This window comes from Terriglobales bacterium, from assembly GCA_035651655.1.
Classification (GTDB): domain Bacteria; phylum Acidobacteriota; class Terriglobia; order Terriglobales; family Acidobacteriaceae; genus DASRFG01.
The window spans coordinates 28973-43036 of record DASRFG010000025.1; the positions used below are offsets into that span (position 1 = coordinate 28973).

The window sequence follows — 14064 nt, forward strand, 5'->3', positions numbered from 1 at the left end:
CAGGGCTTTAGCCGTGCAAGCTTTCCCGCGTCGCCTTGATGGGCACCTGCTCCACAATCTCAATCCCGAATCCTTCCAGCCCCGCGACCTTCCGCGGGTGGTTGGTCAACAGCCGTATCCGCCTCAATCCCAAGTCCGATAATATCTGCGCCCCAATTCCGATCTCGCGCAGCGTTTTACGTTCCGCTTCCGGCCCTGCCGGGTGCCGCACCTCACGATGGAATGCCAGCATCGTCCGCTCGTCCGCCTTCTCTACTGAAAATCCCTTCGACGTCTGGTGCAGATAAATCAGCGCGCCTCGCCCCTGCTCGGCTATAAGCTGCATAGACCGTTCAATCGTCTCGTGGCAGTCGCACCAGGTCGTGCCAAAAACGTCGCCCACCAGACAGTGCGAGTGCATCCTCACCAGCACCGGCTCTAACGCCCGCGGATCTTTTTTCCAATCCGCTATGTCGCCGTGTCCTCCTTCGCGCTGCTCCACATCCCCGCCTGGCCAGTTTCCCTTGACCAACGCAATGTGCGACTCGCCTCCCTCTACTGCGCTTTCATACGCGATCATGCGAAATTCGCCATAGCGCGTCGGCAGCAGCGCTTCCCCCACACGATCAACATAGCGTTCGTGCTGCATGCGATAGCGAATAAGCTCCGCCACCGTCAGCATGCGCAGTCCGTGCTCGCGGCAAAACTCGATCAGGTCAGGCACGCGCGCCATCGAACCATCATCTTTCATGATTTCGCAGATAATTCCCGCCGGCACCAGCCCCCCCAGCCGCGCCAGATCAACTGCAGCTTCAGTCTGACCGGCGCGCACCAGCACGCCACCTTTTTTCGCGCGTAAGGGAAAGACGTGTCCCGGTCTTGCCAGGTCCGCCGGCCGCGTTGCCGGATCAATGGCTACTTTGATCGTCCGCGACCGATCGAATGCGGAGATTCCCGTGGTCACTCCTTCGCGCGCGTCAATTGCCTCGCAGAACGCGGTTCCGTACTGCGATGTATTCTCCGCCGTCATTGGCCCGATGCGCAGATGGTCCAGCCGCTCCTCCGTCATCGCCAGGCAAATCAGTCCCCGCCCGTAGCGCGCCATAAAATTGATGGCTTCAGGCGTCACCTTCTCTGCCGCGAGCGTCAGATCGCCTTCATTCTCGCGGTCTTCGTCATCCACTACGACGATCATTTTTCCCGCCCGAATGTCCTCGATCGCGCTCTCTACGTCGCAAAATGGCGGTTTTACGGTCATATATGCACCAGAATTGTAGCAGTACTTGCCTCAGGTCTAATTACAATCTACCCGATTATCCGCCTTCTTTAATTACCCGAGGCCCTCCAATCCTACCCATAGTAGATGTCATGGAAGTTGACAGCTGATTGGTGCAAGAATCTTGTTATGCTCCACTCACCTCATTTGCCTGGGCAGGTTCATGGCCCGTCGCGCCACTAAACAGAAGAAAAACGGTATCAAGCGCCCTCTGCGCATTCCCCCTCACGCGCCCGAAGCTCGCGACGAGGGCCCCCGCTTCTTCCGCTGAGCAACAGAGGCGAACGCGAACTCAGCCACGTGGACTACCTGGTTTCTCTTGCCGACATCCCCCTCGGCCGCAAGAAGAAGGCATAAGCCGCCTTCTCGGCTACAAACTCAAATCACGTGGGAACATCAGCCCTCTCGGTAAAACTGAAATCACGTGGGAACATCAGCCCTCTCGGTAAAACTGAAATCACGTGGGGACAGCCGCCCTCGGCTGTAAAGCTGAAATCACGTGGGGACAGCCGCCCTCGGCTGTAAAGCTGAAATCACGTAGGGACAGCCGCCCTCGGCTGTAAAGCTGAAATCACGTGGGGACAGCCGCCCTCGGCTGTAAAGCTGAAATCACGTGGGGACAGCCGCCCTCGGCTGTCCGGGCGAGCTCCGCTCGCCAGCCTTCCAATTTTCTTTAGCCAATTCCGCAAGTCCCCGATGCTCCCATCCCCGATTCCATAATTGCCCGATGCTCTCCTCCTCACTCCAGCCCGGAGGGCGAAACAGCTTTTATCCCAGGGCGTCAGCCCTGGGAAAGGTCCCGATCAATTGTCATTCCGGGATCGAGCCCGGAGGGCGAAACAGCTTTTAGCGCAGGGCGTTAGCCCTGGGAAAGACCCCGATCAATTGTCATTCCTAGATCGAGCCCGGAGGGCGAAACAGCTTTTAGCCCAGGGCGTCAGCCCTGGGAAAGGTCCAAATCAATTGTCATTCCGAGATCGAGCCCGGAGGGCGAAACAGCTTTTAGCCCAGGGCGTCAGCCCTGGGAAAGGCCCAAATCAATTGTCATTCCGAGCGGGCTTTAGCCCTGCGAGGAATCCCTCTACCCCTCCAACACGTTTTGCTTACAGAACAACTCACTTGACATTCAGAATTCCAGGCGCATAATTCAAGCCCTCTGATGGAGGGCCTATGAAGCGGTCACTGGCATTATCCCTCACGATGCTGCTGTTGATGGACGCAGGTCTGTTCGCCGGGCTCGGGAGCAACAAGACCATGTATGTGGGAGGAACCGTAAACTCCTTAAAAGAAGGAACTGAAGGCAGATCTTCGACCTCGGATGAGAAGGTATTCGTCTTTTCTTATGGTCACGGCGAGTTGAAGATCCCATACGACCGGGTGAACGATCTTGAATACGGCCAAAAGGCCGGGCGGCGGCTGGGTGTCGCTATCATGGTCACACCCTTGGCACTTTTCTCAAAGAAACGGAAGCATTTCCTGACACTCGGCTATCAGGATGAAAATGACAAGCAACAAGCCGCAGTCTTCGAACTAGGGAAAGATGTCGTTCGTGTCACGCTCGCGAGCCTGGAAGCGCGCACCGGCCGCAAAATTGAATACCAAGATGATGAGGCCCGCAAAAGCGGGAAGGGCAACTAGGAGCCCTATGATTTCTACCATCCTGTTACTCGCGGCACTTGCAGCACAGCAGCCCGCTCCTAACGGTTCCTCGTCGAACCCACGACCCACGTCCGTGCTGACAGACGATCTTGGCAAGAAACTGCTCCAGATCCGTCGAATCTATGTCGACAGCTTCGGTGATGACGTGATCTCGAAGCAAGTTCAGGCAATGCTTATAAACAAATTGAGCGAGAGCAAGCGTTTTGTCGTAACTGAGAACAAGGACAGAGCGGATGCCGTTTTGAAGGGTACTGCTTTGGAGAAGACCTCACAGGAGCTTCATTCGACGAGTGAAGGTACACGTGTTCGATCTGCCGCGATGGCCGATTCGAGCGTATCAACTGAAACCATCAGCGATGCGCGTGTGGCCGTTCGCCTAGTGGACACCGACGGGGACGTTGTCTGGACCAGCACCCAGGAAAGTACCGGAGCCAAATACAAAGGCGCAACCGCGGACGTAGCCGACAAGATCAACAGACAACTCTTGCGCGATCTCGAAAAACTGGAAAAAGCGTCTGACGCCCCAAGCCAGACGGTGAATGCCCAATGATTCGAGGAGCATGAGCATCTCATCCCGAAGTCTCAACAATGCGCAAAGACGACCAGCCGCTGATCGGCTACTCCCCATTCGAACGATTTGACGACAAAACCCTCACCGATCTCTCATTCCGAGCAGCGCTTTAGCCCTGCGAGGAATCCCTCTCGCAACAATTTCTTGACAAATATCCCCCAGCTCAGCCACGCTTCTGCAAGTTTCATTTTCGCGACATCCTGCTTCTTTAAGAAATAACTTGCTCGATGTCAAGATTTTGTATGTAACTGTTTTTAATTCAAAGATTTCGGCTGCCAATCCCACCCAAATCTTTGATTCTGCTAACCGAGGGAGGGGGAGGGGTGGGGTAGACCGCATACGCGACTTGCCACACTCCTACACATAAAACTCCATGCGACTTCCGTTCCAGGGCCCCGCCTGGGCACTCTCAGCCGACGGCCTCGCCGCCGTCACTGACGCTTTGGGCGTGCACCCGCCGGAGATCTGGGCCGTGCTCTCCGTCGAAACGTCCGGGTGCGGATACCTCCCCGACCGCCGTCCGCAAATTCTCTACGAGCGCCATGTCTTCCATCGCTTGACCCGCGGCCGCTTCGACGACGACGGCGAAATCAGCGCTCCCATCCCCGGCGGATACGGCGCCCGCGGCGCGCACCAATACCTTCGCCTGGCTGCTGCCATCGAAAAAGACCGTGCCGCCGCGCTGCAGAGCGCGTCCTGGGGAATCGGCCAGATCATGGGCGCAAACCACCTGCTCGCCGGCTTTCAGGATGTGGAAGAGATGGTCGCAGCCATGGGCGAATCCGAAGACCGCCAGATCGCCGCTATGAGTAGCTTTCTGCAGGGCGCAGGCCTCGGCGCTCCCCTGCTAGCTCACGATTGGGCCACCTTTGCGCGTGGTTATAACGGGCCTAACTACGCTACCAACCGCTACGATGTTCGCCTCAAGCAAGCCTTCCGGAAATATTCCGCTGGTCCCTCACCGGACCTCACCATCCGCGCCGCCCAGCTGTACTTGGCTTACCTCGGATTTCCTCCCGGGAGGATAGACGGTGTCGCTGGAACCCGCACCCTGGCCGCCCTGGCTCAGTTCCAGTCGCAGGGCGAACCAACAGGTGTGAAGACGATTGACGCCCCCACCGTGGCGCGACTGGCCTCCGCGCTTACCACTCAGGCGAAGGAGCCAGTTTCACCTAGATGGTGAGGAGTTCGGATCAACCCGAGAGCTTCTGCTTGCGCTCTGGGTTGCTACCCGTGCAAGCTGCTGCAGCCCATCACCTAACAGGCGATCCCAGCGGGTCAGCATCTCACTTCTGTCTGGTGACACGAGGCGCAGAATTTAGGTCAACAGTGTTGACAACCACCCCCCTCTCCGTGGCATCTTTTTGTCCGTACAGTTCAGCTGGGAGGGAAGTTATGCCAGCAAGCGATCGGCTACGAGTTGAACCAGCTGACGGGTCACCCGTCCGCGACTACCGTATACTGGCGGGCGTAGTGGAAACGCGGATTCTGGACGCCGCCGGCAAATCCGATCCGCGCACTGGAAGTCCCTGGTACCCGCTCTCCGGCGATCAGATTGCCGGCCACGTTAGACGCAATAGCGTGGTCGCACAATGGCTGCTCGTGAGATTGGGTCAGAGCGCGCTCGTTCAGGCGTGGCTCCAATCCGGGTTGCGCTCGAGTTCGGATGCCGAGCAGGCGGTTGAGTGCGATCAAGCAGCCTAACCTAAAAAGAAAATACCCTGTCTAGCAATGGTCCTTGAAGGCAAACCGGTGGTGCTCGTGGTGGACGACGATCACCTGGTCACGTTCAGCATGGCGGAATTGCTGCGCAGCGCCGGGTATCTCGCCATCACTGCTCCGACGGCCGCGGTTGCCATCGAGGCCGCTTCTGGCGTAGCGGCTGATGTTGCCATCATTGACATAAGACTCCCGGATCGCAACGGCGTGGACACTGCGTTGCAGATTCGCCAGACCCTGCCCGACTGTAAGATCCTGCTGATTACGGGCCACACCAACTATTCGCACATGCTGGAGAATGCGCGCGCACAGGGCATTGAATTCGAGGTGCTGGCAAAGCCAATCTCTCCTCCCGAGCTGCTGACCCGGCTGACCTCGCTGTATCCCTCCAAAGCCGCTAAAGCCAGCTAGATTCAGACTTAACCCTTCGCCGGCGTTGAGGGAGATAATTCCCGTTCAGCGCCGCGGAATAACGCTCGCATTGCACGGATCACCAGCCGCACCATCACCACGATAACGCCCAGAGCTAGCAACACGATGGCTGCGCTCCAGTACGGATGCCGGGTTGCAAACCAGGTGAGAAAGACTGCCAGCGCGTCCTCGCCCAGGCTCAAGCCAATGTTGGAGAGTGGTTCGGGCGAGGGTGTCACTACAGTACGTGCCGCGATTTTTCCGCCGTGCGCAGCCAGCGCGATTCCTCCGCCGATGACTACGGCCAGCAACTGCATGCCCGGAGAGAGCTGGCTGGTAGCGCCATAAGCCAGCAGCGCTGCTATGGGAACACGAACAAACGTATGCAGCGCATTCCACACCAGGTCGAATGCGGGAATTTTGTCGGCAAAAAATTCGATTATAAAAAGCAGAACACATGCGCCGATAACGTACCAGCTCATCACCGGATGCAGCCCGGGAGGAAGACTGAGAAGATTCGCGCGGCCAAGCGCTCCCAGCGTCGCCACCGTGGCGTAAACGTTCAGCCCCGCTGCAAAACTGGTGGCAATAATCAGGGCTGCGAGATCGCCGCCGGCAATCGGTAGGTGCATGCCCACAGTTTACGAGAACTGCACAGCCGTACTCTTTGAAAAGGCGGGGTTCGAAAAGAAAAGGCCGCCGAATGGCGGCCTGTGCAGGCTTTCTAAAATCAATTACAGGGTTGATTCGATCTCAAAGCCCCAAGCCTCAAGCAAGGGCTCAGGAATGTACTTCGAGTTCTTGTTACGGCGCGCCCATTCGCGCAGCCGAGTGGAGCGCAAGTATTGATCTGGCTGGAGCTTGTACTCGCGAACCACCTGCTCAAATTCGGTAACCGTAGGAACCACGGGCCCAATGGGCTCGGGCTTCCCCCAGTTCGGATTTCCGCGTCGCTTAGCCATGATAAGTTCTGCCCTTAATATGAATTTTTGTACTGTAACAAATTTGGATTCTCGTGGCCGGGTTAAGGATTCACTCTAAGGTACATTTATTGCAGCGCCTTACAGATTGGCCCAAACAGCACGTCCAAAACCGCGCAGTTTAGCAATCCTTTTGCCCATAAGTCAATGGAAAAAAGAGAGTTGCTGCAGGACTCCTAAGAAGGGTTACAGGAATGGCTGAAAGCCGCGACCACGGCCTAATTTGGGACACTCAGGTTAAAATCCTACCCGTTTGGACTGTTAACTAGAGTGTCAACGGTCCATCTAAGTGCGTCGGCGAGTGGTGGGCGGAATAGGTGGCTGGCTCCCGGCCCCAGCCGCAGCCGAATCTGTGGAGGCAAACCATTTCACGAACTGCTGCACCTGCGCGTGATGCTGGTCAGACATTTCCAAAAACTTTAGCCCCATGCCTTGTCCCGGATGATTGCTGCACACCATGCCTTCAGCTTTTAGGCGGGAATCATTCATCAGCAGCTCGATAGTTAGCCGGCTGTTCACGGCCAGGGGCGTGCCAGTCTGCACATAGCACCCGCCCGAGCTTATGTCCGTTACCTGCCCCCATACGGGCAAGGTAGTTCCTGCCGGACGCAAAAGTGCGCTGATAAAGCATTTGAATCGTGCGTGCTGTCGGCGGTCGCTGGGCGAGACGTAATTATCGGGGCGAGCCGGTGGCAGGTTCACCCCCCAGATCGAGGTGCTGGCTCGGAGCTCTACCAGCCCGGCGTGACTTTCGTAGGGCGTGCCCGGCTCTCCCACCCAGGCCACGCGAAATTCGTTTTGCTGTTCTCCGTAAGTCAGGCCAACAACCTGACCCAGCCGCAGCGGTGCACAGACTCCGCGGATGTGAGTGCCGCTCTGGCTCAGGTCCTCCGTCCAAGCGACCTCCATGAAACGGTGGCCACTTTGGTCGGTTCCCCAGAGTTGGACCCGCAGCTTGACCTCTGTCCGCGGATGACGGCGACGACCCATAAACACCTTCTTCTTTACATCGTAGGTTAGCCTTCAGCGCGCACAAAGTTACCGAGGTAAGTCAAAGCTTCTTTTGTCATCCCGAGTGTGCCGAGGAACCTAGGTTTTGCTTTGTCATGCTGAGCGCAGCGAAGGACATGTTTCTAAGATCAGCGCCAACACGCGCCCATTCGTTATCATTGCTGCATGAAAGACAATAATGGCATCCGTCCCAATCTTCTGCTGATGACGGATACCTACAAATTTACCCACTGGCGGCAATACCCCCCGGGAACAGAAAAGGTTTACAGCTACGTCGAATCCCGCGGCGGAATGTTCGGCGAGTTGGTCTTTTTTGGATTGCAGTACTACCTCAAACACTATTTGCAGGGTGAAGTGTTCAGCCTCCAGGACATAGACGAAGCCGACGAGTTTTGCCGCGTCCACTTTGGTCACCCCGGTTACTTCAATCGCAAGGGTTGGACCGAGCTCTACCAACGTTGGGGCGGACGCCTGCCGATCGAAATCAAAGCTGTACCGGAAGGAACCGTGGTTCCGGTATCAAATGTACTAGCCACAGTAGAAAACACCGATCCCAGCGCTCCCTGGCTCACCAATTATCTTGAGACCCTACTGCTAAAGATCTGGTACCCCATCACCGTGGCCACGCTGTCGCGCGAGATCAAGAAGGTTTTCTTGTTCCACTTAAAGCGGACCGGTGATCCTTCGCTGATTCCTTTCAAGCTGCACGACTTTGGTTATCGCGGTGTCTCCAGCGAGGAAACCGCAGGCATTGGGGGCGCTGCCCATCTGGTGAATTTTCAAGGTACGGACACCACCGCCGGTATCCGCCTGCTGCAGGCCTACTACGGTGTCAAGGGAATGCCGGGATTCAGTGTTCCCGCCGCTGAACACTCCACCATTACTGCCTGGGGCCGGGACCACGAACGTGAAGCCTACGAAAATATGCTCAAGCAATTTCCCAGGGGAACTGTGGCTTGCGTCAGCGATTCCTACGACGTCTTCAATGCCTGCGAGCACATCTGGGGCGAGGAGCTTCGCGAAAAGGTTCTGGCCAGGGACGGTGTGCTGGTGATACGCCCCGATTCCGGCGATCCCAAGACCATTGTCCTGAACGTATTGGAAATTCTGGGCCGCAAGTTTGGCTTTGAGACTAACTCCAAAGGCTACAAAGTACTCGACCCCAAGGTGCGCCTCATTCAAGGCGACGGCGTGAACTACTGGACGATTCAGGATGTGCTCGCTACCATCACCCGCGCCGGCTGGTCGGCGGACAACATTGCGTTTGGCATGGGCGGGGCGCTGTTGCAGCAACTTAATCGCGACACCCAGAAATTCGCGTTCAAATCGTCAAGCATCGTCATCAATGGGGAGACCCGAGAAGTTTATAAGCAACCCATCACCGACCAGAGTAAAGGGCAGAAGCGCGGACGCCTGGCGCTCGTCGAGCATGATCACGGTTTCGAGACCGTGACCACATCCGCCGGCGCCGGAGCCACCACGGGTCTTTTGCAAACCGTCTTTCTTAATGGAGAGCTGAAAAAAGAGTACCGTCTGGATGACATCCGCGAGCGCGCCGAGGTTGATCTAACGCAAATGGTGAACCGCTAAGGGCCCTTGCCGAATCTACTCGCGTTGAATCGGATTCCTGATCCGTAGGAGGTCAACATGCCCAGCAATAACGCTTGGTCGCGGCGGGACTTCCTGGCAAGCGCAGCCATCGGCGCGATTGCCTCCACAAAAATCGCCTCGGGATTGGCATCAAAAGCGGGAGCTGAAGAGAAGAGAGGCAGCATGCAATATCGGACGCTTGGCAGAACCGGCGAAAAGGTCTCGATCGTCGGAATTGGTGGTTTTCACCTTGGAGTCCCCGACGAGAAGGAAGCCATCCGCATTGTGCGCACTGCACTCGACAACGGCGTCAACTTTCTCGACAACAGTTGGGATTACAACGAAGGTAAGAGCGAGATTCGCATGGGAAAGGCGCTGCGCGACGGATATCGGCAGAAAGCATTCCTGATGACCAAGGTTGACGGCCAGACCAAAAAGTCCGCCGCCCAGCAGTTGGACGAATCGCTGAAGCGGCTGCAGACCGACCACCTCGACCTCTGGCAGTTTCATGAAGTGATCCGCATGGGAGATCCGGACCGTATCTTCGGCGCCGGCGGCGGCATGGAAGCTGCCCTGGAAGCTAAGAAGGCCGGCAAGATTCGATACATCGGATTCACCGGCCACAAGAGTCCAGACGTCCATCTGAAAATGCTGAGCACCGGCTTTAAACACAATTTCACCTTCGATACGGTGCAGATGCCTCTCAATGTAATGGACGCACACTTCAACAGCTTCGGAAAGAAAGTCCTACCCATGCTTCTGGAACACAAAATCGGGGTGCTCGGAATGAAGCCGATGGGTGACAAGCTGATCCTGAACAGCCACACCGTCACACCTATCGAGTGCCTGCACTACGCCATGAATCTGCCCACTAGCGTGGTAATTACCGGGTGCGATTCCATGGAAATCCTGCAGCAGGCTTTGAAAGCCGCCCGCGAGTTCCATCCCTTGAGCCAGTCCGAAGTGGCCGCGCTTCTGGCCAAGACCGACAAGTCCGCGCAGAAAGGAGAGTTCGAGCTCTACAAGACCAGCGACCAGTTCGACTCCACCGCTCACAATCCGGAGTGGCTCGGATAGTCATCCGGCAGTTCCCAATGCTCCGGGCACTCCCCGTACGACGGGCAATCTCGCCTGCCGGTGCTTTCATCGAAAATTGCAGAGCAGGACCAAGCTTTTGGCCAACGACAAGGAGGAGAACCGATGCCAGACGAAGAGACCATTGAACGAGCGCAGGAAGACGCGCGGGAAGGGAAGTCCCCAAGCACGCAAGCCGGTGAGTTTGTGCGCGAGGAGATTCATCACATCCGCGAGGGAAAACACGGAGCGGCTTCAACCAAGCAGGCAATTGCGATTGGGCTTTCCAAGGCCCGGCGCGCCGGAGTGAAACTGAAACCACCGGCCAAAGGCAAGGCGTCGTCGCGTACCCGCAAGCAGGCGAGCCGCGATCTGAAGAAGGGTAAGAGCTCTCGGCGGCGTAAGACCAATCCCAAGCGGTCGCGTGCAGTGTCGCGTGCTTTGAAGAAGAAACCGCGGAGCGCGGCCTCGCGGCAATCGCTCTCACGCCAGGCCCGCAGCGCTGCCCGGCGGCGGAGGGCGGCATAGGCCAGATCATCGATTGGCGAAAGCGCGCGGCCGACCTATATTGGGAGGCGTGACCGTCGAAAAGGCCGGCGCTTCCCGCGAGTGGAACTCCGAGGTCTATCACCGCGTTTCGTCGCCGCAGGTCGGGTGGGGAGAGAAGGTGCTCTCCCGGCTGCGCCTTCGCGGCGACGAAACTGTTATTGACGCCGGTTGCGGCACCGGGCGACTTACGGAACAGTTGTTAGAGCTTCTTCCCCGCGGTCACGTCATCGCGGTCGACCTTTCGCAAAATATGTTGCGCGAGGCGCGCGAGCATCTACAGCCCCGCTTCGATGGGCGAGTGTCTTTTGTGCTGTCGGATGTTCAGGAGCTGCCCCTCTCTGGGGTCGCAGATGCTGTTTTTAGCACTGCTGCGTTTCATTGGATCAGAGACCACGACCAATTATTTCGCAGCCTTTTTTCCGGGCTTCGGCCAGGTGGCTGGTTGGAAGCACAGTGCGGTGGCGGGCCCAATCTTGCGAAATTGCTGGCGCGGGCGGAAAAGCTGATGCATCGGTCGCCGTTCGCAGATTTCTTTGCCGACTGGCAATCTCCCTGGGAATTCGCGGGCGCCGAAACCACTGCGGACCGGCTCCGCAACGCGGGATTTATCGAAATCCGAAGCTGGCTGGAATCCGCGCCGGTCGTGCTCTCCGACGCACAGCACTACCGTGAGTTCCTGCCCAGCGTGATTTTCCGTCGCCACATGGAGTGTATTCCGGATCCTGACCTGCGGACGCTGTTCGTAGACGAACTTACCCGCGCTGCCGAGGACGATAATCCGCCCTTCACCCTCGACTATTGGCGCCTCAACCTCAGCGCCCGCCGGCCAAAGTAGCGGCTATTTGACGGAATCAGCAATCCACTCCAGATACTTATCACTGCCCGCTTCGATCGGTATCTGCACAGATTCCGGCAAATCATAAGAATGTAACTCGCGAATCGCGGTCTCCACCTGCGCGTAGCGGGCCGCCGTGGTCTTGATGATCAGCAGGAATTCAGCAGCGCTCTCTACCTTCCCCTGCCAACGGTAGACCGAATGGACGGGCACGACATTCACACAAGCCGCTATCCCCCGCTCCACCAACGCCTGCGCGATCTTTTCCGCCTCAGCTTGCGAACCGGCAGTGGAGAGAACAATTCTTTTGTCGGTCATAATTTAGAATCGGATGCTGCTTTGAACCCCGGCGTGAGCCGAAGCTAATACATGCTTACCCGTACAGTAGCACCCGGCTTGGGGCTTACATCATAAGTGAGGAATATGGCTTTGCCGATCAAGTTCGGGACTTCAGGATGGCGCGCCGTAATGGCCGAAGACTTCACCTTTGCCAACGTGCGCCGAGCCGTGACCGGCATTGCGCGCTATGTCCTCTCGGAAAAACCGAGCGGAGCGTGCATCATTGTGGGCCGCGATCCGCGTTTTCTGGGCGAAGCTTTTTGCAGCCTCGCTGCGGAGATTCTCACCCGACACGGGATCAGGCCGCTACTTGCCTCCGAGGCTGCTCCCACTCCCGCCATCGCCTTCGAAGTCATACGCCTGCAGACCGACGGGGCGATTAATTTCACCGCCTCCCACAATCCGCCGGAATACAACGGCATAAAATTTTCCACGCCGGATGGCGCTCCGGCGTTGCCAGAGGTCACCAAGAAGATTGAGGCGGAGATCGCGGCGGCGGACTCCGGCGGCGCTCCGAGCACGGCTCAAACCTCCACCCCTGCCGAGTCCCGGACCATTGACGTTCGTCCCGCCTACCTCACGCGACTCGCCGAAATCGTAGATCTGAATTCCATAAAAAAAGCGGGCCTTCGTATTGGCTTCGATCCCTTTTACGGCGCCGCGCGTGAGTACCCCGATCGCCTGCTTGAGCAGGACGGCATCAGCGTGGCCACCGTTCACAACTACCGCGACGTTCTCTTCGGGGGGCACGCTCCCGAACCGGACGACCACTTGCTTTCCATGCTGCGCGACAAAATGCGCGAGATCAAAGCCCACATCGGCATCGCTACCGATGGCGATGCTGACCGCTTTGGCATCCTCGACCAGGATGGGACCTTCATTCAACCCAATTACATCATCGCTCTACTCTTCGATTACCTGGTGGAGACCCGCGGCTGGCGCAACGGTGTGGCAAAGTCGGTTGCCACTACCAACCTCATCAACGCCATCGCCGACAAACAAAAGATCGAGCTCCACGAGACGCCAGTCGGCTTCAAATACATCGGCGAACTGATCAAGCAGGACAAGATCTGCATTGGCGGCGAGGAGAGTGCCGGACTTTCCATCCGTTATCACGTGCCGGAAAAAGACGGAATTCTCGCGGGATTGCTTTGCTGTGAGATGGTGGCCCGCCGCGGCAAGCCACTGCAGCAACAATTACGTGAACTATTTGGCAAAGTTGGTTCCTTTTATCCCCGGCGCGAGAACTTCCGCTTGACGCCGGAGGTGAAACAGAAGTTCACTACAAAGCTGAGTTCCGAGCCGCGCGAAGTTTTCGGTCATAAAGTAGAGCAGGTGGTCCGCACCGACGGATTAAAGCTGGTGCTCGACGACGGCTCGTGGGTGTGCTATCGCCTTTCCGGCACGGAGCCGGTGGTGCGGGTGTATGCCGAAGCGCGGACTGCGGAAGGCTTAGACAAACTAATGGCTGCAGCGGAGAAATGGATATTCGAATAAAGTTCCAATCTGGGGAAGCTTCCACCCAACGCGCAGCGGCAATTGCCCGAGCTCTCTACCTGCGCCGGCGCAAGCTGGCCACCGGCGGTATCGGAGTGCTGGCCATGTGGCTGGGACTGCACGTCATCTTCGGCGCCAATGGGATGGTCGTGTACCAACAAAAGCGCTCGGAATACGGCAGCTTGCAGGTTGAGCTTAAACAATTACAACAAGAAAACGACCGCTACATGCACGAAATCCAGGCACTGAAGTCCGATCCCCAGGCCATTGAAAAAGAGGCACGCGAACAATTGCGCTATGCGCGGCCTGGAGAAGTGGTTTACGTGGTCCCGGAATCCCGGCGTGACCTGCCTCCCACAAATTCCGCAAGAAAATAATCGTAACCTTTTAAACATTTGTTGGTCTTTTCAGTGGAACCTGAGTGTTCAAGTTGCAAAGGTGGATTCTGCTTGCGGTCGCGAGCGGGCCGGAGTAAAAGGGGATTCTTCCTCGTCGTGGCTGGTGTTGCGACCGTGCGCCGCTGGAGTCGAGTTCCACCGGCGGAACTTGTAACTTAAAGTGATTCTTTAACTTA

Annotated in this window: 16 protein-coding genes; 11 read left to right on the forward strand and 5 right to left on the reverse strand. The window is 57.3% G+C overall.

Annotated features, from left to right (window positions below; genetic code table 11):
* Window positions 1-7 precede the first annotated feature (7 nt).
* On the reverse strand, window positions 8-1237 hold the full coding sequence (gene ribB / locus VFA76_12230) for a 3,4-dihydroxy-2-butanone-4-phosphate synthase (protein HZR32605.1): 1230 nt from the start codon (window positions 1235-1237) through the stop codon (window positions 8-10).
* Window positions 1238-2425: 1188 nt separating this feature from the next.
* Between ribB and VFA76_12235 the strand changes: the two genes are divergently transcribed.
* The 5 genes from VFA76_12235 (at window position 2426) to VFA76_12255 (ending at window position 5615) form a co-directional block, all read left to right on the forward strand.
* Window positions 2426-2893, forward strand: a complete 468-nt coding sequence (locus VFA76_12235; GenBank protein ID HZR32606.1) for a hypothetical protein — start codon at window positions 2426-2428, stop codon at window positions 2891-2893.
* A gap of 7 nt (window positions 2894-2900) precedes the next feature.
* Window positions 2901-3464, forward strand: coding sequence for a hypothetical protein (locus VFA76_12240; GenBank protein HZR32607.1), 564 nt, complete (start codon window positions 2901-2903; stop codon window positions 3462-3464).
* A 394-nt stretch (window positions 3465-3858) separates the two neighbouring features.
* The gene (locus tag VFA76_12245) at window positions 3859-4668 is read left to right on the forward strand and encodes an N-acetylmuramidase domain-containing protein (protein HZR32608.1); all 810 of its coding nucleotides are present in this window, start codon (window positions 3859-3861) and stop codon (window positions 4666-4668) included.
* A gap of 212 nt (window positions 4669-4880) precedes the next feature.
* Window positions 4881-5189 (forward strand): hypothetical protein, encoded by a 309-nt coding sequence (locus VFA76_12250; GenBank protein HZR32609.1) that lies wholly within the window; start codon window positions 4881-4883, stop codon window positions 5187-5189.
* Between the two features lie 27 nt (window positions 5190-5216).
* The gene (locus VFA76_12255) at window positions 5217-5615 is read left to right on the forward strand and encodes a response regulator (protein ID HZR32610.1); all 399 of its coding nucleotides are present in this window, start codon (window positions 5217-5219) and stop codon (window positions 5613-5615) included.
* Window positions 5616-5623: 8 nt separating this feature from the next.
* Here the strand turns inward: VFA76_12255 and VFA76_12260 are convergent, their stop codons facing one another.
* From VFA76_12260 to VFA76_12270, 3 genes are all read right to left on the reverse strand, one after another.
* Window positions 5624-6247: a DUF4126 domain-containing protein gene (locus VFA76_12260; protein ID HZR32611.1), complete on the reverse strand. Its 624-nt coding sequence runs from the start codon at window positions 6245-6247 to the stop codon at window positions 5624-5626.
* 102 nt (window positions 6248-6349) lie between these two features.
* The gene (locus VFA76_12265; GenBank protein HZR32612.1) at window positions 6350-6577 is read right to left on the reverse strand and encodes a hypothetical protein; all 228 of its coding nucleotides are present in this window, start codon (window positions 6575-6577) and stop codon (window positions 6350-6352) included.
* A 303-nt stretch (window positions 6578-6880) separates the two neighbouring features.
* Window positions 6881-7585, reverse strand: coding sequence for a PilZ domain-containing protein (locus VFA76_12270; GenBank protein ID HZR32613.1), 705 nt, complete (start codon window positions 7583-7585; stop codon window positions 6881-6883).
* A 186-nt stretch (window positions 7586-7771) separates the two neighbouring features.
* Here VFA76_12270 and VFA76_12275 point away from each other — a divergent pair, with 186 nt between their 5' ends.
* The 4 genes from VFA76_12275 to VFA76_12290 all read left to right on the forward strand — a co-directional run bounded on the left by VFA76_12275 (window position 7772) and on the right by VFA76_12290 (window position 11654).
* Window positions 7772-9196 carry a nicotinate phosphoribosyltransferase gene (locus tag VFA76_12275; protein ID HZR32614.1) on the forward strand — a complete coding sequence of 475 codons (1425 nt, stop codon included), beginning with the start codon at window positions 7772-7774 and terminating at the stop codon, window positions 9194-9196.
* Window positions 9197-9253: 57 nt separating this feature from the next.
* Entirely contained in the window at window positions 9254-10273 is a 1020-nt protein-coding gene (locus VFA76_12280) for an aldo/keto reductase (protein HZR32615.1), read from the forward strand.
* 123 nt (window positions 10274-10396) lie between these two features.
* Complete coding sequence (locus VFA76_12285; GenBank protein HZR32616.1) at window positions 10397-10798, forward strand: DUF6496 domain-containing protein; 402 nt, start codon at window positions 10397-10399, stop codon at window positions 10796-10798.
* A gap of 13 nt (window positions 10799-10811) precedes the next feature.
* Window positions 10812-11654, forward strand: a complete 843-nt coding sequence (locus VFA76_12290; protein ID HZR32617.1) for a methyltransferase domain-containing protein — start codon at window positions 10812-10814, stop codon at window positions 11652-11654.
* A 3-nt stretch (window positions 11655-11657) separates the two neighbouring features.
* On the opposite strand, the gene cutA is transcribed toward VFA76_12290, so the two are convergent.
* Window positions 11658-11972: a divalent-cation tolerance protein CutA gene (gene cutA / locus VFA76_12295; GenBank protein ID HZR32618.1), complete on the reverse strand. Its 315-nt coding sequence runs from the start codon at window positions 11970-11972 to the stop codon at window positions 11658-11660.
* Between the two features lie 105 nt (window positions 11973-12077).
* Here cutA and VFA76_12300 point away from each other — a divergent pair, with 105 nt between their 5' ends.
* Both VFA76_12300 and VFA76_12305 read left to right on the forward strand, forming a co-directional pair.
* Window positions 12078-13490, forward strand: a complete 1413-nt coding sequence (locus tag VFA76_12300) for a phosphoglucomutase/phosphomannomutase family protein (GenBank protein HZR32619.1) — start codon at window positions 12078-12080, stop codon at window positions 13488-13490.
* Window positions 13475-13867, forward strand: coding sequence for a septum formation initiator family protein (locus tag VFA76_12305; GenBank protein ID HZR32620.1), 393 nt, complete (start codon window positions 13475-13477; stop codon window positions 13865-13867). The genes VFA76_12300 and VFA76_12305 overlap by 16 nt, the downstream gene beginning before the upstream one ends.
* Window positions 13868-14064: the final 197 nt, after the last annotated feature.